Below are 17,106 nucleotides of genomic sequence, written 5' to 3'. Positions count from 1 at the left end.
TGCGCCCGGGTCACCTGGGTCAGACGGCCGAGCGCGCGAGGTTCTCGGTGACGTCGGCACCCACGGCGCGCACCCGCCCCAGCAGCAGCGTCGCGCCCAGGGCAGCCACCCACAGTCCCCAGGCGGTGCTGCCGATCAGGCCCGCGAGGTCCCAGACCGGGAAGCCGGGGACGGCGGTCGCGAGGATGTCGCCCTGGTTCGCGAGGTAGAGCGCTCCGGCCGCCAGGCCGGTGACCCCAAGCCAGCGGGGCAGCACCCCGGTGCGCAGGATGACGACGGCGACGGTGACCGACCAGGCGACAACCAGCAGCTGCCCGAGGTGCTCGCCGAGGAGGGCGCCGCCGAACTGGTGCTGCGCGGTCCACGCGGCGTCCACCGCGGCGCGGGTGGTCCCGTCGCCCGCGGCGAAGGAGCGTGCCAGCGCCGGGACGACGAACACCCACCGCAGGAACCCGACCAGCGCCAGCACCACGGAGACGGCTCCGGCCCAGGTGGCCACCCGCAACGCGGGGTCGCCCCGCCGGCCCAGCGCGGCCGGCAGCAGCAGGATCGGCACCGCGAGGATCCCGTAGGTCCAGGCGGTGGCGAACCACGTCCACACCAGGCTCGCGCCTCCGGCGGTGAACGCGGGCAGCACGACGTCGGCGGGTTCCCGGAGGATGTCCGGCCAGTCGAAGGTGGCGGACAGGACGCTGGCGGCGACGGCGAAGGTGATCGCGCTGAGCAGGAACAGCGCGCCAGCCGCCCGAGCCACACCTGTGCCCCTCCTGGTCCGACTCATGATGTCCCGCTTCCCGAGCGCTCGAGTCTCTCAATGGTGACCACCGGGGGCACCGGAGCGCGGTGCACAGCACCGTCACGGTCACCGCTCTGCAGGGCAGGGAAGCCCCTCGCGAGGAGGAGCACTCCCAGGACGACCTCGAACAGGCCGCCCGGGATCCACATCATCAGGCCGACGCCGTACCCGAGGACGTCCAGCGACATGCCCAGCGCGACGATCGCGTATCCAGCCATGCCCCACACCGCCAGGAGCCTGGGCACCAGCCGCGCCCGCAGCAGGACGCGGCAGAACAGGATGCTGCCCAGTCCCAGCCCGATCATGGCGAACTGGTAGGCCGTCTGGTTCCCTTCCTGCGCGACGCGGGCCAGCGCGGGAAGAGCCGACGCATCCACCGCTCCTGCCTCGGCGTACTCACGCGAGAGCGGGATCAGGACCAGCAGGCACAACGCCCCGACGGCCAGCATCAGCGCCTCGAAGGTCCGGGTGATCAGGTAGGCGTACGCGGAGACCTCGTGGTGCTGCTTGAGCACCGGCAGCGCCAGCACGCCGATGCCGGCGACCGCGGCTGAGTTGAGCAGGATGAGCAGCGCGCCGGCCGAGATCTGCGTGCGGCTCTCGCCGACGTCGGAGAGCACCGCCGGCACACCCGCACCGGAGCCGACGAGGATGGTGCCACCGCCGTACAGGACGAATGCCAGCAGGATGAGGGCCCCCACGATCCGCCCGGTCGTTCTCGTCGACATGGCTGTTCCTTCTCCACTGGTGGCCAGACCTGGGGCACGACCGCGCACGGCGCGCTAGACGGTGACGGCGACCTTGCCCCTGACCTCGCCGGCCACGAGGCGGCGGATCGCCTCCGGAGCCTGCTCGAGCGGGTAGCTCCGCTCGAGGCTCGGCATCACCGCGCCCGCCTCGATGAGCTCGGTAAGCTCCTCGAGCTGCGCCGAGCGCACGACGGAGACGAACATCGTCAGCCGCTGCCGCACGAACGGCGAGAGGGCCAGGGCACCGAGCTGCCGCCTCATGCCGGTGAGCTTTCCGCCACCCTCGCCTCCGGTGATCACGGCCGTCCCGGTCGGAGTCAGCGCCCGGCGCAGCCGCGCGAGCGACGGATTGCCCCCGATGTCCAGGATCAGGTCGTAGCGACGGGAGCCGTCGGCGAAGTCGTGCGCGGTGTAGTCGACGACGTGGTCGGCCCCGAGCGATCGCACGAGGTCGAGCTTGGCCGTGCTGGCCACACCGGTGACCTCCGCCCCGAACGCCTTGGCGAGCTGCACCGCGTACGAGCCGACGCCCCCGCTCGCCCCGGTGATCAGCACCTTCTGCCCCGCCTGGACACGGCCGACGTCGCGCAGCCCCTTCAGCGCGGTCGCGGCCGAGACCGGGACGACGGCGGCCTGCTCGAACGTCAGGCTCGCCGGCTTGCGGGCCAGGCTCTTCTCCGGCGCCACCGCGTACTCGGCGAAGGTGCCCGCGCCGAAGCCGTACACCTCGTCCCCCGCGGCGAATCTCGTCACTGCCCTTCCGACGGCGACCACGGTCCCGGCGACGTCGGACCCGAGGACCGGGTTCCGCGGCCGGCGCAGCCCGAAGGCCAGGCGACCGGCGTACGGCAGGCCGGTCATCACGTGCCACACGCCGCGGTCGAGACCGGCCGCGTGCACCCGGACGAGCACCTCGCCGTCGGCGGGCTCCGGCCTGGCGACCCGGGACACCCGGACGACGTCGGCCTCGCCGTACCGCTCCCGCACGACCGCCCGCATCGTGTCCTCCGCCGTAGCCGCCTCCGCCGCTGTCGCGCGGTGCGTGGTGACGTGCTGGTCCTCAGCGCCCATCTCGGTTCCCTTCTCCGCGGACACGCCCGTCGCGCGCCCTGTACTTTGTACGGTAGGCTACCGTACATAGTACAAACGTGGAAGAGGGAGCGAGTCACGATGTTGGAGGACGGGGACGGCAGCCGGGAGGGGCGCATCCCGCTCAGTCGTCAGCGGGTGCTCGACCACGCCGTCGCGGTGGCTGACGCCGGCGGCCTCGCCTCGCTCACCATGCGCTCGTTGGCCAAGGAGCTGGGCGTCAGGCCCATGGCGCTCTACCACTACTTCGCCAACAAGGACGAGATCCTCGACGGCATCGTGGACCAGGTCTTCAGCGAGATCGAGCTCCCCTCGCCCGGCGGGGACTGGCGCGAGGAGATCACGCGCCGCGCGGCCTCGGCGCGGAGCGTGCTGCGGCGCCACTCCTGGGCGATCGCACTCATGGAGTCGCGGTCGACGCCCGGACCCGCCAACTTGAGGCAGCACGAGGCCGTGCTGGCCACCCTGCGCGGAGCTGGGCTCTCGCTCGAGATGACCGGGCACGCCTACGCCCTGCTCGACGCCTTCGTCTACGGGTTCGCCATCCAGGAGGCGGCACTGCCGTTCGACACGAACACCACCCCCGAGGTCGTCGCCGCGATCGCGGCGCGGTTCTCCGGCGGCGACTACCCCTACATGCAGGAGTACGCGACCGAGCGCGCCATGAAGCCCGGTTACGACTTCGGTGACGAGTTCGAGTTCGGCCTGGGCGTCATCCTTGACGCCCTGGAACGGCTCGCCGGGCCGATGAGAGCTTCCTTGCCGCGCGGCGCCGAGGCCTGACGACTGACTCCGGGGCGTTTTCTTGGACCTTCCGGTCATGGCGCCGGTGCCCGGACGAGCGGACGCTTGGCCCACCTACCCAGAAAGCGGGTCCTCATGGCCGGCGCCGAGTCCAAGAGCTTCAGCTCGCCCGACGAGACGAGGGAATTCAAGGGGAAGGGCCGGGCGGAGGTTCTCGTCGTCAACGGCCGTACGGTCAGCAAGGCCACGTTCGAGCCGGGCTGGAAGTGGTCGGTGAACCTCAGGCCGATCGCCCAGACCGACTCCTGCCAGGTCGAGCACTTCGGATACGTCCTGTCCGGCAGGATGCGGGTCGTCATGGACGACGGCATGCAGTTCGAGGTCGGCCCCGACGACCTTTTCGCCCTGCCGCCGGGGCACGACGCCGAGGTGATCGGCGACGAGACGTGCGTCCTGGTCGACTTCGGCCAGGTCCAGAGCTACGCGAAGCCGCCGGGGCCCTGAGGACACCGTCAGCCCGACCGCCGGGCGGCCGGCTAGCGTACGGCGGACCCCTCGCGTACCGGCTCCGCGTCGTGCCGGTGGTGCCGCCGCTCCAGCGCGGCACCCTCGACGTCGACGTCGGGCAGGAGGCGGTCGAGCCAGCGCGGGAGCCACCAGGCCTTGTCGCCGGCCAGGTGCATGAGCGCCGGCACGATGAGCATGCGCACGACGAAGGCGTCGAGGAGGACGCCGAAGGCGAGGCCGAAGCCGATCGGCCGGATCATCGCGAGGTGGGAGAACATGAATCCGCCGAACACGGAGATCATGATGATCGCCGCCGCGGTCACCACGGCGCGGCCGGCGCGGCGCCCCTCGATGACGGCCTCGCGGGCCGGGGTGCCGTGCACGTACGCCTCCCGCATCCCGGAGACGAGGAAGAGCTGGTAGTCCATCGCGAGCCCGAACAGCACACCGATGAGGATCGTGGGCAGGAAGCTCAGCACCGGCCCGGGCGTGTGGACGCCGAAGATCTCCCCCAGCCAGCCCCACTGGTAGATGGCCGTGACGCCGCCGAAGGCCGCGAACACGGAGAGGATGAACCCGCCCGTGGCGATCACCGGCACGAGGACCGAGCGGAACACCAGCACGAGGATGACCAACGAGAGGCCGATGACCAGGCCGAGGTAGGCGGGCAGGGCGTCGGAGAGCTTCTCGGAGATGTCGATGTTGCCGCTGGCCGCACCGGCGACGGCCAGCTCGACGTCGGGCTCGCCGTCGACGCTGAGATCGCGCAGCGTGTGGACCAGCGCCTCGGTGGACTCGCTGCTCGGGCCCTCGGCGGGCACCACCTGGAACGCGGCGAGCGTCGCGTCCTCGGAGGTGCCCACGGGCGCGACCGCCTCGACGTCGTCGAGGGCGAGGATCTCCTGCCCGACGGCGACCTGGAGCGCGGCCACCTCAGCCTCCCCGGTCCCGGCCGGGAGCTCGGCGACGACGAGCAGCGGCCCGTTCTGGCCGGCGCCGAACTTCTCCTCGACGACGGAGTACGCCTCGTACTGGGTGGAGCCCTGCGGCTCGGAGGAGCCATCCGGCAGGCCGAGGCGCATGTCGAGCGCGGGCAGGGCGATCACGACGAGCGCGGCGATCCCAGCGACCAGCGAGAGGATCGCGGCGCCGGTGGACATCGCGCGCACCGGCCGCCTCGCGTGCGTGCGGGCGGCCTGGTGGCGCTGACGGCGGGGCAGGACGCGGTCGCCGAGGAGCCCGAGCAGGGCCGGCATGAGGGTGACGGCGACGAGGACGGCGATCGCCACGCACGCCGCCGCGACCGTGCCCATGAGGCCCAGGAACCCGATGCCGGTGACGTTGAGGGCGAGCAGCGCGATGAGCACGGTCAGCCCGGCGAAGACGACGGCGTTGCCGGAGGTGCCGGTGGCGAGCCCGACGGACTCGTGCAGCTCCAGGCCCTCGCGCAGCTGGCGCCGGTGTCGGTTGAGGATGAACAGGGAGTAGTCGATGCCGACGGCGAGGCCCAGCATGAGGCCGAGGACCGGCGTCACGCTGATCATCTCGACCGTGCCGGACAGCGCCAGCGCGCCGAGGGAGCCGACGGCCACGCCGATGAGGGCGGAGAGGATGGGCAGCCCCGCGGCCACGAGCGAGCCGAGCATGACGATGAGGACGACGACGGCGACCGCCAGGCCGATGATCTCGGCGGCGCCGGCGATGCTGTCGATGCTCTGGGTGATCTCGGCGGAGTAGTCCACCTCGACGCCGTCGACCGGGTTGTCCTCGAAGGCGGCCTCGACGCCCTCCTTGGTCTCGGTGGGCACCTCGTAGAGCGGGTCGGCGAACTGCACGGTCACGGTGGCGGCGGAGCCGTCGTCGGAGACGGTGCGGATGCCGCTCGCCAGGGCGAGCTGCTCGGCGCCGAGCTCGAGCTCCGCGCTGCCGGCCTCGAGCTCCGTGCTCTGCTCCTCCAGGGCGGCGGCCTGGGTGTCGAGCTCGGTGCGGGCGGCGTCGAGCTGGGCCTGCTGGGCGTCGAGCCGAGGCTGCGCCTGGGCCAGGAGGCCGGCGGCCTCGGCCTGGGCACGGGCGGCGTCGAGCTCGGCCTGCCCGGCATCGAGCTCCGCGCGGGCGGCGCCGATCTGCTCCTCCCCCGCGGCGATCTGCTCCCGGCCGGCGGCGATCCGCTCGCGGCCCTCGGTGATCTGCCCCTCCTGGCCGGCGAGCTGGGTCTGGACCGCGAAGGGGTCGACGACGGAGCGGACGCCCTCGACGTCGGAGACCTCGGCGAAGACCTCGGTGAGCGCGTCCCGCTGGGCGGCGGTGAGCTCGGAGCCGTCGCTGGTGTGGAGGACGACGGTGCCCGTGCCTCCCGCGGCGTCGGGGAACTCGGCCTGGAGCCTGTCGGTGACCTCCGCCGTCGGCGTGCCGGGGATGGTGATGGCGGTGCTCAGCGTGCCGCCGAAGGCGGCGAACGCGGCCCCGGCGGCGACCAGCACCACGAGCCACGCCGAGACGATGAGCCAGGCGCGGCGGGCGGCGAACCTGCCGAGCCGGTAGAGCAGTTCTGCCATGGAGGTCTCCCGGGATGCGCGCGCGGCGTCCGCCGTCGTCGAAGTGGATGCGGTTTATCCGGTTCCGTACGGTACCCGCGTAAGTGGATAGGGCGCATCCACATGCGTCCGTATGCTTCGTCACATGAGGAGTGAGAGGGCGACGGCGGGCGGCAGTGGGGCAGGCGGCGCCCGACCGCTGCGCCGGGACGCGGAGGAGAACCGGCTGCGCGTCATCCGCGCGGCGCGTGAGGCCTTCGCCGCCCACGGCCTCGGTGTGGGGTTCAACGACATCGCCCGCCACGCCGGCGTCGGGGTCGGCACGGTGTACCGGCGCTTCCCGGACAGGGCCACGCTCGTCCGCGAGGCGCTGCAGGGTGAGGTCGCCCAGATCCTCGCGGTCGCCGACGAGGCGATCGCCGCCGAGCCGGCGTGGGACGGCCTGATGCTGCTGATCGGGCACGTGGCGGACCTGCTCGCCGCGAACCTCGGGCTGCGTGACGTCGCGCTCGGGCCGGGCCAGCTCTCGGAGGACTTCGGCGACGTGGCGGAGCGGGTGGCCGGCCACGTCGAGGAGCTGCTGGAGCGGGCGAAGGGCGAGGGCTCCGTGCGGCCCGACGCCACGCCGCAGGACCTGACGATGATGTTCCTGATGATCACGGAGCTCGCCATGCACGCGACGGCGTCCAACCCCCGGGCCTACCGGCGCTACCTGAGGATCTTCACCGACGGGCTCCGGGCCACAGGCCCGGACGCCCCTCTCCCCGACCGGCTCGGCGAGGCGGACGCGGAGGACGTGGCGCGGCGCTGGACGTCGCGGAGCTGAGCGTCCCCCAGCCCGACCGGCGCCGTCGGGCCGAGGTCTGCCGGCCCGCCCGGGCTCTAGCGTCCGTTCCCGGCCAGGGCGGGCGCGTCGGCCCGGCGCGAGCGGGCGAGGACGCGCCCGCCGAGGACCACGGCGGCCAGCCCGAGCACGACGGCCGCACCGCCGGCAACCACGCCGTTGCCGGTCCCTGGCCCGCCGTCGGCCACGAGAAGGGTCACCGCTCCCCCGGCCGCCGCACCCAGCCCCGCGACCAGCGCCACCACGGCCGCGCGCCGTCCGCCCTCACCGCGGCCACGCGCGGCGCGGGCCCGCGCCAGGGCGGCGAGGACCGTTGCGGCCAGCGCCAGCAGCGCCGCCGCGGTGGCCCAGAACCGCGCGGTGGTGAAGGTGTAGGCACCGACCTCCGCGGCGGCGGCCAGATGACTGACGAACATGACGTGCTCCTTCTTCGCTCTACGACGTGGACACCGACGATCCTCTCCGCCCGGTCGCCCCAGGTCGTCGTCCGGACGGCGTGACTTCGCGCTGCCGCGCTCGGCGTGCGCGGCTGCCGCGTGCGTCGTAGCGAGACCGGAGGTACTGCACGCGCAGCAGCGGCTGGATCATCCTGAGGTCGGAGCCGCCCGACCGGTCGCCGGCGCTACAGTGCGTGCATGGTCCGGCGCCGGATCCCTGCGACCGACTGGCTCATCGCCGTCGGTGTCGCGGCGTCACAGCTGGTCGCCGGCCTGGCCGAGCAGCCGTCGACGAGTCTCGACCCGCTCGGTCACGCGCTGCTGGTCGCCGGGGGCCTCGCGCTCGCCGCGCGCCGCCGCGCCCCCGTCGCCGTCCTGGCCGCGACGGGCGTGTGCGCACTGGGGCATCAGCTCACCGGCCTCGACGTGCCCGTGGTCGCCTACCTGTTCGCCGTCTACGGCGCGGTGCGCGCGGGCCACCGCACCGTCGCCGTCGTGGGTTCGCTGATCATGCTGGCCGCCCTGCCGCTCGCGGCGCTGGTGTCGCTCCACGACGTCGGCGAGGCGCTCGCCCGGTCCCGGGGTGCCCTCGAGATCGCGTGGCTGATCGCCGCCGGGGCGGCGGGCGAGGCCCTGCGGCAGGCCGAGCGCCGGGCCGAGGAGGCTGAGCGGAGCCGAGAGGAGGCGGCGCGGCGACGCGCGGACGAGGAGCGGCTGCACATCGCGCGTGAGCTGCACGACTCGCTCACCCACCAGATCTCGGTGATCAAGGTGCAGGCCGACGCCGCCGTGCACGTGGCCCGGCGGCAGGGCGAGCCGGTGCCCCCCGCCCTGCTCGCGATCCAGGAGGCGGGGCGCGAGGCGGCCCGGGAGCTGCGGGCGACCCTGGAGACGCTGCGCGACGACGAGCGCGGACCGGCGCTCGGGCTCGACCAGGTCCCCGAGCTGATGCGGCGCGCCCGGGCGAGCGGGCTGGACGCGACCCTGACCATCGCGGGCGACCCCGACGACGTGCCGGCCGAGGTGGACCGGACCGCGTACCGCATCGTCCAGGAGTCCCTGACCAACGTCTCCCGGCACGCCGACGCCGTCAGCGCGTCGGTCCGGATCGACTACCGGCCGGACGCGCTGGTCATCCGGGTCGACGACGACGGAAGGGCCGCGCCGGACGCCCCGCTGGTGCCCGGCGTCGGGCTCCTCGGGATGCGTGAGCGCGTGGCCGCCCTCGGTGGCCGCCTGCGGGCCGCGCCGCGCCGGCAGGGCGGCTTCACCGTCCACGCCGAGCTGCCCGTGGAACGGGCGTGATCCGCGTCCTGCTGGTGGACGACCAGCCGCTGATCCGCAGCGGGTTCCGCGCGCTGCTCGACATCGAGGACGACATCGAGGTGGTCGGCGAGGCCGCCGACGGCGGCGAGGGGCTCGCGCTGGCCCGGGAGCACCTGCCCGACGTCGTCCTCCTCGACATCCAGATGCCGGTCGTCGACGGGATCGAGGCGACCCGGCGGATCGCGGCCGACCCCGCCCTCGCGGGCGTGCACGTGGTCGTGCTGACCAACTACGGCCTGGACGAGTACGTGTTCAACGCGCTGCGCGCCGGCGCGGCCGGCTTCCTCGTCAAGGACATCGAGCCCGACTACCTCCTCCACGCGGTGCGCGTCGCCGCCCGGGGGGACGCGCTGCTCGCCCCGTCGATCACCCGCAAGCTGATCGACCGCTACGTCACCCAGCCGATCGACGCCGTCGCCGGGACGAAGCTGGACGGGCTCACCAACCGCGAGCGCGAGGCGGTCGCGCTGGTCGCGCACGGCCTGACCAACGACCAGATCGCGGAGCGCATGGTGATCAGCCCGCTGACGGCCAAGACCCACGTCAACCGCGCCATGACGAAGCTCCACGCCCGCGACCGGGCCCAGCTGGTCGTGCTCGCGTACGAGTCCGGGCTCGTCGCGCCGCGAACGTCCTGACCTGAGCCGCTCACCAGCCGGCGGGACGCGTCGCCTTCCCGTCGAGCCACAGGGTGTCGGACTCGTCGCGGTGCGTGCCCGCGGTGCCGGGCGGATCAGGCTGTGGCCGGGACGTCGGCGAGCTGGGTGATGCGGATGTGGTTGCCGAACGGGTCCCGCAGCCCGAAGTCGGTCCCGTAGGGCCGCACGGTCGGTTCGTCCGTGATGTCGACACCTCGGGCGACGAGCCGGTCGTACTCGGCCCGGGCGTCGTCGCAGACGAAGAAGAGGTGCCCGCCGGCGGCGCCCTTGGTCAACAGGTCCCGGACCTGCTCGGCGGTGCGCTCGTCCATCGAGGGCGGGCCTGGCCGTTCGAGCAGGATCTTGCGGTCGGGGTTCCCGGGCACCGCCACGGTGAGCCAGCGCATGAAGCCGAGGTCCTGGTCGTCGGAGACCTCGAGCCCGAGGGTGCCGACGTAGAAGTCGAGCGCCTCCTGCTGGTCGAGCACGTAGATCTGGGTGATGCGCAATGACGAGATCATGACCGTCTCCCGGTCCGGGGCCGCCCCGTGCGGGCGGCCGACGGCACGACGCTATTCAGCCCCGCCCACGCGAGGCTTCTCCGAAACTGCTCGGTCTGTCCCACCGCTTGGTGAAGCACGTCGGGACGGCCGCCGGCGCCGGTGCTGCACGGAACTCGCTGGGCGACCGGCCCACGATGTCGTGGAAGGTGCGGCTGAACGTGCCCAGGCTGGTGAACCCGACGCTCATGCAGATGTCGGTGACGGACCGGTCCGTCTCGCGGAGCAGGTTCATCGCCCGTTCCACGCGGCGACGCTGGAGGTAGCGGTGCGGGGTCTCGCCGAACGTCTCCTTGAACGTGCGGATGAAGTGCGCCTCCGAGACCAGGGCTATGCGCGCGAGCGCCGGGATGTCGAGCGGCTCCGTGTAGGAGCGGTCCATGGCGTCGCGGGCGCGTAGCAGCCTGCGGTTCGCCTGCTCCGACTCCCGGCTCACGACGCCGGCTCGATCAGCACCAGCGCGATCTCCCGGCTCGTTCGAGCCTGGTACCGCGCGTAGCCCGGGTAGGCCGAGGTGACCTGCGGCCACAGCGCCCCCCGCTCGGCCGGCGTCGCCACCCGTGCCGCGGCCGCCCGGGCGGGGCCGCCCTGCAGCCGCACCTGGACCTCGGGCCTGGCCTGGAGGTTGAGCAGCCACGCCGGCGGGCGGTCGTCCCCGCCGCGCGAGGCGACGACGACGAACGCCTCACCCACCCGCGCTGGGGACGTCAGCAGCACGCTGTGCGGGCGGCCGCTCCGCCGTCCCGTCGTGGTCAGCTCCAGCACCGGCATGCGGGCGGCGTCCCAGCCGCTGCGCCCACCGGTGACCGCGATCCACGCCCGGTGCACGGCGTTCATGGCCTTGAGCGTGAGATCACGAGGCACGGGCCGCTCCTCGTCCGTCGCCGGTCACGTCCCGACGATACGGTCCCGGGCGCGATGCCGCTGTCTCAGCCGGGCGGATCGCGGCGTACAGCTAACGGGTCCAGGTCGTCGAGATCCGCGCCCTCTCCAGGATGATCCGGAGCTGCTGGGGCGGGATGACGTCGGGGTGTTTTCCCAGCCAGATCGGCAGCTTCTCGGGGGTGACGACTGACACGCCGTCGGGGTCCTCCCTGATCGTCAGCTTGCGGCACCCGACCGGCACGATGAGCGGCGTCACCGGCACCTGGAACCCGCAGGCGCGGCTCAGCAGCCGGGCGGCCCGCTCACCCTCGAACCTGCTGGCCCGGATGTACGGCTGCTTGGCACCGTTGACCAGGAACGTGCCGCCGGTCACCCAGAGGCTCGCGCCGCGGTGGTGCTTGGTGTTGATCGTGAAGACGCCGCCGGGCCCCATGACCACGTGGTCGATGTCGGCCTCGCGCGAACCGACCGGGACGGAGTTGAGGTAGCCCCACCGGTAGTCCACGGCTCGCAGCATGCCGAGCCGACGGGCGACGGCCTCCTCTCCGGCGGCTCCGGCCCGCCACGAGCCTCCGTCGTCGTTCTGGCTGGCGCGGGCCGCGAAGAGGCGCCGCCTCGGAGCCTCCCGTCGCAAGGCATCGGCTTTCTCCAGCAGCTTCAGCCCCGGTACGCGGTCGACGAGATCGTCCGCTCCGGGAGGCAGCGGCGGTGGCGGCGGCTCTGGCGGGCGAGGCGCCTGTGCAGGCACGGACGTGCGCCGACCGCGAAGCGCGCGGGCGGGCGCCCCCGGCACCAGCGGCGGAGGAACCGCCGACGACGGCCCGGAGATGATCCGGCTTCCCGGCAGGCCAGCTCCGGACCGCAGTCCTCCGTACAACCCCGTGGAGCCCGACGACGGTCGCACGGCGGGGGCGGGGGCGTTCACGCCCGGCGCGACAGCCGGTGCGTAGGGTTCGTCCCGCCGGGCGTGCCTGCCCGTCGCCGGAGGCCGACGAAGCCACTCGGCCGTCGCGACCAGCACGCTGGGCAGGAACTCTGGCGCCGCGGCGTGAGCCGTGTTGGTCGTCAGGAAATACCACCCGATCACGCTGCCGTCCGCGGAGAGGACGTCGAGACGGTCCCCGATTGACGTCCGGTGGTGTCGGACCGTGACTGCACGCGACCAGTCGGATCCCCGGTCGAGTCCCACACTTACGGACGGAGGCACTTTCATAAGCGAATGCTCCCAATGCAGTGCCTTTGCCGTCCGGAGAATGGAGGCGTTTTACCTTCTGATGCGATCCGGGGCCACAGGTGTGTGAGCGCCTACATCGCTCCGAGCGCCTCGAGCGTGTCGGTCAGCCCGGCGGCGAAGGTCTCGACGTCGGGCACGAGCTCGGCGTCGGCGACGACGTCGATGCCCAGCGTCCCGGCGTACGACAGCACCCCGACGGAGATGCCCAGGTTCCCCTGGTTCTGCCCGAGCTGAAACATCTCGAGCACCGGCGCCCCGGCGAAGATCAGCGGCTCGGGCGGCCCGGGGAGGTTGGTGAGGAGCAGGTTGACCATCCGTTGCCGGCGCATCACCGCGACCATGCCGTGCCGCAGCAGCCTCCCGCCGGGCTGCATCGGCGGCCGCGACCGCTGCGCCGCGGTGGCCGCCACGATCCGCTCGAGGCGGCGGACGGGGTCGGGCTCGCTCACGGGCAGCGGGATCACGCGCACGCCGGTGCGATTTCCGCCAGCGGTTTCCGCCGGGGACGGCGGAGCTGCGGCCCCGGCAACGGGAGTCGGGCCGGCCGTCGCGCCGGCCGTCACGCCCGTCCTCGCGCCGCGCAGCGAGGCGATCACCGACACCCGCAGCGTCAGATCGTCCGTGAGCTCCCCGCGCTCGGCGAGCAGGCGCCGGGCGCCGCCCCCGACGGCGGCGAGCACGACGTCGTTGACCTTCCCGCCGTGCGCGTGGGCGACCGCCTTCGTCCGCCCCAGGTCGGCCCGGGCAAGGACGATCCGGGTGCGGCCGCCGACCGGGCGGTTGAACGAGAGGGCGGGCGTCCGTCCTGCCCGCACCAGGTCCGCGATCTGCGCGACGCGGGCCGCGGCCAGGCCCACGGCGGCCGCCACCCACGCAGCGAGGGCGCCCCGGCCGGCCGGGGTCTGCCGTCCGGGCTCGGCCGCGCCGGCCACGGCGGGCGGCTGCGACCCGGCTCCGCCGTCGTCGCTGCGTGGTTTCGCGCCCGCCCGGCCCTCCGGCGTCGTGGCCCGGGACCCTTCAGCCTCCGCAGGCGACCCCCCGGGCGCCGGGTCGAGGAAGGAGCCGAGGAGCGCGAGGGCGGCGACGCCGTCGGCGATGACGTGGTGCAGGCGGATCAGCAGGCCGACCCGCCCCTCCCCCAGCCCGGTGAGCAGCCACATCTCCCACAGCGGGTGGCGCCGGTCCAGCGGCCGTTCGTTGAGACGGCAGCAGAGCTCGAGCAGCGCGGTCTCGTCGGCCGGTGCCTGCACCTCCTGAGTGCGGACGTGCCGGGAGAGGTCGACGGCGGAGGGTGCCGCCCAGTGCGGGCGACCGCGCCCGCGCGGCGGCACCACGAGCCGCTGCCGCAGCCGACGCGGCAGGCGCTCACCCACGTGGGCGCGCACCTCGCCCACGCGCGGCTCGCCGGTGCTCGGGTCCAGCAGCGAGGCGCCGTCGAGGACGGCGAGCGCCGCCACGTGCATCGGTGCCCCGTGAGACTCGACGACGAGGTTGGTGACGTCGAGCGCGGTCAGCCGGTCCGCCGCATCCACGGCGCCCTCCCTGCTACTGGCGGGGGAAACGGGCCCAGACGTGCTTCGCCATGCCGTCCGGGTACCAGGCGACGTCCAGCGCGATGCGCTGGGCGATCTTCAGGCCGGCACCGCCCTCGCCGAGCTCACGGTCCTCGGCGATCAGCGGCGGCATGTCCGGGGCGTGGTCGATGACGTCGAGCACGAACTCCTCGTCGCCTACGAGCAGCTGCACCCGGGTGGGCGGCAGGGCGTGGGTGATGGCGTTCGTCGCCAGCTCGGAGGCCACGAGGACCATCTGGTCGGCGATGCCGGTCAGGCCGCCGGAGTACGTGGCGCCCTGGTCGAGAAGGGCCTGGGTCAGGTCCGCGCGGAACGACGAGAGGTGTTCCGGGCGGTCGAGGAGCCAGTGAGCGACGACGTCGTAGGCCTCTGGCGGGTACGACTCGGTCGGCAGTCCGGGGTTCACGGGGCTCCTTGGATCGAATGGTGACGCCTCATCGTCCAGGCAGCGGGACGGGGCGGCAACCGGACCGGCGTCGCGCTTGCATGAACCCGGGTCGCCCACCGCGCGACCGTGGACACGAGAGGAGTGCGGGTGGACGTCGCCGTTCCCGGGACGGGCACGCTCATCAACGTCGCGGCCATCGCCGTCGGCTCCGTGCTCGGCATGGCGGTGGGACACCGGCTGCCGGACCGCGTCCGCGACGTCGTCACCGACTGCCTCGGGCTGGTCACCCTGCTCCTGGCCGCGCAGTCCGCCATGAGCGTGGCCGACCCTGCGCTCGCCGCGGCGGTGGGGTCCGGAGCACCCGTCCTGATCGTCCTCGGGGCGCTGCTGATCGGCGGCATGGCCGGCTCGGCGCTCCGGCTCGCGGACCGCCTCGAGGGCCTGGCCGGCCGGGTCCACGCCTGGACCACGCGGCCCGGCGCCGTCCGGCTCGAGGCGCACGCGGCCCGGCAGCGGTTCGTCGACGGCTGGCTCACCGCCACGCTGCTGTTCTGCGTCGGCCCGCTCGCCGTGCTGGGCAGCCTCTCGGACGGGCTGGGCCGCGGCATCGACCAGCTGGCGCTCAAGGCCGTGCTCGACGGCTTCGCCGCGCTGGCGTTCGCCTCCACCTTCGGCGTCGGCGTGCTGCTCTCCGCCGTCTCCGTCGGGGTGGTCCAGGGGGCGCTGACCGTCGTCGGGATGGTGCTCGGCTCCGTGATCCCGGACGCGCACGTGGCCGCGCTGACGGCGACCGGCGGGCTGATGCTCGTGGGCATCGGGCTGCGGCTGCTGCGTGTGCGGGAGGTCCCGGTGGCCGACATGCTGCCCGCGCTGCTGGTGGCGCCGGTGCTCACGCAGCTCGTGGTGCTGCTGCGCTGACGTGGGTCGCGGCGGTGAGGCACCAGATCGCGCCGTTCTCGCTCACGGCCGGCTCCAGCCCGTGGGCGCGCAGGACGGCGAAGATCTCGGCGGGCGGACGGACGAACGCCCGGTAGGACCGGCCGAGGAGCGCGGTGAATCGGTTCTCGACCGCCATGAGCCCGCGGGTGAACGGGTTGGACCGCGGGTAGGTCAGCACCAGCAGCTGCCGGGCGCGCCCGGCCGCGGCGCCGAGGAGACCGCCGAGGTCGGGGTAGCAGCACACCACGCGGTTGAGCACGACGACGTCGGCCGGCTCGACGCCCCCGGGGTCGGTGGCGAGGTCGAGCACCCGGCGGTGCACGCGGCCGGTCAGGCCCGTCTCGGCGGCCAGCTCGGCGGCGTCGCGCTCGTAGGTCCCCACCAGCTCCAGGTTGGTGGCGGTGGCGGCACCGCGGCGGAGCAGCTCGAGGTGCAGCGCCCCGACGCCGCCGCCGATCTCCAGGACCGTGGCCCCCTCGATGCCGTGGTAGACGCAGCGCCGCACGACCTTCGCCGCCATCGGGTCCAGGCCCCGCCGCCGGTAACGCCTCGCCGCACGGTGCGCGGACCTCTCGGTGAAGGTGGCCTCGTAGCCGCGCGGGTCGCAGCACCCCGCCATGCCGCCCAGTATGACCCCCGCCCGCGGGGCGACGACAGCGGCATCGCGTCACCGGGTGTTTACCGACAGGTCCCGTCCCGGACGCCGTCGCCCTCTACGGTCGCGCTGCCGACGGGCCGATCCCGGCCGTCTCCGCCGACCGACAGGAGCACACGTGCGCCGCCACGCCACCACCGCCCTTCTCGCCTCCGGGCTGCTCGCCCCCGGACTCGCCGTCGCGCCTGCGGCCGCGGCGGCGTCCGCACCGGGAGCCGACGACTCCGCGACCGCCGCGGCCCAGCGCGACGCCTTCAGCTTCGCCGTGATCGGCGACGTGCCCTACGGCGCCGCCGCGATCGAGGCCTTCCCCGGCCAGGTCGCCCAGCTCAACGCCGACGAGAGCCTGGACTTCGTCACCCACGTCGGTGACATCAAGAACGGCTCCTCGGAGTGCTCGGACGAGTACTTCGCGATGATCCGGGCGCACTTCGACGCCTTCACCCTCCCGTTCGTCTTCACGCCGGGCGACAACGAGTGGACCGACTGCCACCGGCAGAACAACGGCGCGTACGACCCCCTCGAGCGACTCGACGCCGTGCGAGAGGTCTTCTTCCCCGTGCCCGGCAAGACCCTGGGCGCGACCATGCCGGTGGACGCCCGCGAGGAGATCGGGCTGCCCGAGAACGTCACGTTCCACCGCAACCGGGTCGAGTTCTCGGTCCTGAACGTCCAGGGCTCGAACAACGGCCGCGCGCCCTGGACGGGCCTCGGCCTTGCCGAGCCGACGGCGGAGCAGCTCGCCGACGTCGAGCACCGCACCGACGCCGCCGTCGCGCAGATCGAGGAGACCTTCGAGACGGCGGAGCGCCGGAACAGCCGCGCCGTCGTCCTCGTCATGCAGGCCGACATGTTCGACCCGTCCCAGCTCGCGGCCGCGCAGGAGGATGCCGCCACCGTGTCCGGCTTCCAGGACATCGTCGAGGCCGTCGCCGAGCGGACGAACGCGTTCGACGGCGAGGTCTACCTCGTGAACGGCGACAGCCACGTCTTCAACGAGGACGCGCCGCTGGCCGCGGACTCGCCGTGGGCAGAGGTCTACGGCGTCACGGCGCCCGCGCTCGAGCGGGTCACCGTCGACGGTTCCGCCGCCGCCGACAACTACCTCCGGGTCTCCGTGGCTCCGAACGCGTCGGAGACCGCGGACGTGCTCAGCTGGGAGCGGGTGCCCTTCGAGGGCTGAGGTCGGGTGCCCTTCGAGGGCTGG

At 73.5% G+C, this 17,106-nt stretch carries 19 protein-coding genes; 7 read left to right on the top strand and 12 right to left on the bottom strand.

The features are described from left to right. Positions 1–19 precede the first annotated feature (19 nt). The 3 genes from ABD774_RS13570 to ABD774_RS13560 are packed head-to-tail and all read right to left on the bottom strand — an operon-like array spanning position 20 to position 2,544. A complete protein-coding gene (locus tag ABD774_RS13570) occupies positions 20–754 on the bottom strand; it encodes a DUF4386 domain-containing protein (protein WP_345042134.1) in 735 nt (244 codons plus the stop codon). 23 nt (positions 755–777) lie between these two features. Continuing rightward, entirely contained in the window at positions 778–1,524 is a 747-nt protein-coding gene (locus ABD774_RS13565; protein ID WP_345042131.1) for a DUF4386 domain-containing protein, read from the bottom strand. 54 nt (positions 1,525–1,578) lie between these two features. Beyond that, positions 1,579–2,544 carry an NAD(P)-dependent alcohol dehydrogenase gene (locus tag ABD774_RS13560; protein ID WP_486327317.1) on the bottom strand — a complete coding sequence of 322 codons (966 nt, stop codon included), beginning with the start codon at positions 2,542–2,544 and terminating at the stop codon, positions 1,579–1,581. 171 nt (positions 2,545–2,715) lie between these two features. Here ABD774_RS13560 and ABD774_RS13555 point away from each other — a divergent pair, with 171 nt between their 5' ends. Next, positions 2,716–3,417, top strand: coding sequence for a TetR/AcrR family transcriptional regulator (locus ABD774_RS13555; RefSeq protein ID WP_345042126.1), 702 nt, complete (start codon positions 2,716–2,718; stop codon positions 3,415–3,417). 96 nt (positions 3,418–3,513) lie between these two features. Next, on the top strand, positions 3,514–3,882 hold the full coding sequence (locus ABD774_RS13550) for a cupin domain-containing protein (protein ID WP_486327316.1): 369 nt from the start codon (positions 3,514–3,516) through the stop codon (positions 3,880–3,882). A 32-nt stretch (positions 3,883–3,914) separates the two neighbouring features. Here the strand turns inward: ABD774_RS13550 and ABD774_RS13545 are convergent, their stop codons facing one another. Beyond that, complete coding sequence (locus ABD774_RS13545; protein ID WP_345042121.1) at positions 3,915–6,440, bottom strand: MMPL family transporter; 2,526 nt, start codon at positions 6,438–6,440, stop codon at positions 3,915–3,917. A 124-nt stretch (positions 6,441–6,564) separates the two neighbouring features. On the opposite strand from ABD774_RS13545, the gene ABD774_RS13540 reads away from it, so the two are divergent. Next, positions 6,565–7,245 (top strand): TetR/AcrR family transcriptional regulator, encoded by a 681-nt coding sequence (locus ABD774_RS13540; protein WP_345042118.1) that lies wholly within the window; start codon positions 6,565–6,567, stop codon positions 7,243–7,245. 56 nt (positions 7,246–7,301) lie between these two features. On the opposite strand, the gene ABD774_RS13535 is transcribed toward ABD774_RS13540, so the two are convergent. Beyond that, the gene (locus ABD774_RS13535; protein WP_345042116.1) at positions 7,302–7,679 is read right to left on the bottom strand and encodes a DUF6223 family protein; all 378 of its coding nucleotides are present in this window, start codon (positions 7,677–7,679) and stop codon (positions 7,302–7,304) included. A gap of 219 nt (positions 7,680–7,898) precedes the next feature. Here ABD774_RS13535 and ABD774_RS13530 point away from each other — a divergent pair, with 219 nt between their 5' ends. Beyond that, complete coding sequence (locus ABD774_RS13530; protein ID WP_345042114.1) at positions 7,899–9,005, top strand: sensor histidine kinase; 1,107 nt, start codon at positions 7,899–7,901, stop codon at positions 9,003–9,005. After that, positions 9,002–9,664 (top strand): response regulator, encoded by a 663-nt coding sequence (locus ABD774_RS13525; protein WP_345042111.1) that lies wholly within the window; start codon positions 9,002–9,004, stop codon positions 9,662–9,664. The genes ABD774_RS13530 and ABD774_RS13525 overlap by 4 nt, the downstream gene beginning before the upstream one ends. 95 nt (positions 9,665–9,759) lie before the next feature. On the opposite strand, the gene ABD774_RS13520 is transcribed toward ABD774_RS13525, so the two are convergent. The 6 genes from ABD774_RS13520 to ABD774_RS13495 form a co-directional block, all read right to left on the bottom strand. Beyond that, positions 9,760–10,185 (bottom strand): VOC family protein, encoded by a 426-nt coding sequence (locus tag ABD774_RS13520; RefSeq protein WP_345042106.1) that lies wholly within the window; start codon positions 10,183–10,185, stop codon positions 9,760–9,762. Between the two features lie 55 nt (positions 10,186–10,240). Continuing rightward, on the bottom strand, positions 10,241–10,660 hold the full coding sequence (locus ABD774_RS13515; RefSeq protein WP_345042104.1) for a helix-turn-helix domain-containing protein: 420 nt from the start codon (positions 10,658–10,660) through the stop codon (positions 10,241–10,243). Further along, on the bottom strand, positions 10,657–11,088 hold the full coding sequence (locus ABD774_RS13510; protein ID WP_345042101.1) for a nitroreductase/quinone reductase family protein: 432 nt from the start codon (positions 11,086–11,088) through the stop codon (positions 10,657–10,659). The genes ABD774_RS13515 and ABD774_RS13510 overlap by 4 nt, the downstream gene beginning before the upstream one ends. A gap of 91 nt (positions 11,089–11,179) precedes the next feature. Further along, on the bottom strand, positions 11,180–11,743 hold the full coding sequence (locus ABD774_RS13505; protein WP_345042098.1) for a nuclease-related domain-containing protein: 564 nt from the start codon (positions 11,741–11,743) through the stop codon (positions 11,180–11,182). Between the two features lie 671 nt (positions 11,744–12,414). Next, positions 12,415–13,875, bottom strand: a complete 1,461-nt coding sequence (locus ABD774_RS13500; protein ID WP_345042096.1) for a wax ester/triacylglycerol synthase domain-containing protein — start codon at positions 13,873–13,875, stop codon at positions 12,415–12,417. Positions 13,876–13,888: 13 nt separating this feature from the next. Next, positions 13,889–14,323: an ATP-binding protein gene (locus ABD774_RS13495; RefSeq protein WP_345042094.1), complete on the bottom strand. Its 435-nt coding sequence runs from the start codon at positions 14,321–14,323 to the stop codon at positions 13,889–13,891. A gap of 129 nt (positions 14,324–14,452) precedes the next feature. Between ABD774_RS13495 and ABD774_RS13490 the strand changes: the two genes are divergently transcribed. Beyond that, on the top strand, positions 14,453–15,223 hold the full coding sequence (locus ABD774_RS13490) for a DUF554 domain-containing protein (protein ID WP_345042092.1): 771 nt from the start codon (positions 14,453–14,455) through the stop codon (positions 15,221–15,223). Here the strand turns inward: ABD774_RS13490 and ABD774_RS13485 are convergent. Then, a complete protein-coding gene (locus ABD774_RS13485; RefSeq protein WP_345042089.1) occupies positions 15,195–15,863 on the bottom strand; it encodes a class I SAM-dependent methyltransferase in 669 nt (222 codons plus the stop codon). The genes ABD774_RS13490 and ABD774_RS13485 overlap by 29 nt on opposite strands. A 154-nt stretch (positions 15,864–16,017) precedes the next feature. Here ABD774_RS13485 and ABD774_RS13480 point away from each other — a divergent pair, with 154 nt between their 5' ends. After that, the gene (locus tag ABD774_RS13480; RefSeq protein ID WP_345042087.1) at positions 16,018–17,082 is read left to right on the top strand and encodes a metallophosphoesterase family protein; all 1,065 of its coding nucleotides are present in this window, start codon (positions 16,018–16,020) and stop codon (positions 17,080–17,082) included. Positions 17,083–17,106: the final 24 nt, after the last annotated feature.

The organism is Georgenia daeguensis, from assembly GCF_039537705.1.
GTDB lineage: Bacteria > Actinomycetota > Actinomycetes > Actinomycetales > Actinomycetaceae > Georgenia > Georgenia daeguensis.
The sequence above is the reverse complement of the archived record's forward strand: the minus strand, read 5'-3'. Positions and strand labels throughout refer to the sequence as shown.

Bases quoted from the DNA above. Each gene is read 5' to 3' on its own strand.
- ABD774_RS13555 (WP_345042126.1), top strand. From the start codon at position 2,716: ATGTTGGAGGACGGGGACGGCAGCCGGGAGGGGCGCATCCCGCTCAGT.
- ABD774_RS13560 (WP_486327317.1), bottom strand. From the start codon at position 2,544: ATGCGGGCGGTCGTGCGGGAGCGGTACGGCGAGGCCGACGTCGTCCGG.
- ABD774_RS13540 (WP_345042118.1), top strand. From the start codon at position 6,565: ATGAGGAGTGAGAGGGCGACGGCGGGCGGCAGTGGGGCAGGCGGCGCC.
- ABD774_RS13545 (WP_345042121.1), bottom strand. From the start codon at position 6,440: ATGGCAGAACTGCTCTACCGGCTCGGCAGGTTCGCCGCCCGCCGCGCC.
- ABD774_RS13520 (WP_345042106.1), bottom strand. From the start codon at position 10,185: ATGATCTCGTCATTGCGCATCACCCAGATCTACGTGCTCGACCAGCAG.
- ABD774_RS13530 (WP_345042114.1), top strand. From the start codon at position 7,899: ATGGTCCGGCGCCGGATCCCTGCGACCGACTGGCTCATCGCCGTCGGT.
- ABD774_RS13535 (WP_345042116.1), bottom strand. From the start codon at position 7,679: ATGTTCGTCAGTCATCTGGCCGCCGCCGCGGAGGTCGGTGCCTACACC.
- ABD774_RS13485 (WP_345042089.1), bottom strand. From the start codon at position 15,863: ATGGCGGGGTGCTGCGACCCGCGCGGCTACGAGGCCACCTTCACCGAG.
- ABD774_RS13565 (WP_345042131.1), bottom strand. From the start codon at position 1,524: ATGTCGACGAGAACGACCGGGCGGATCGTGGGGGCCCTCATCCTGCTG.
- ABD774_RS13550 (WP_486327316.1), top strand. From the start codon at position 3,514: ATGGCCGGCGCCGAGTCCAAGAGCTTCAGCTCGCCCGACGAGACGAGG.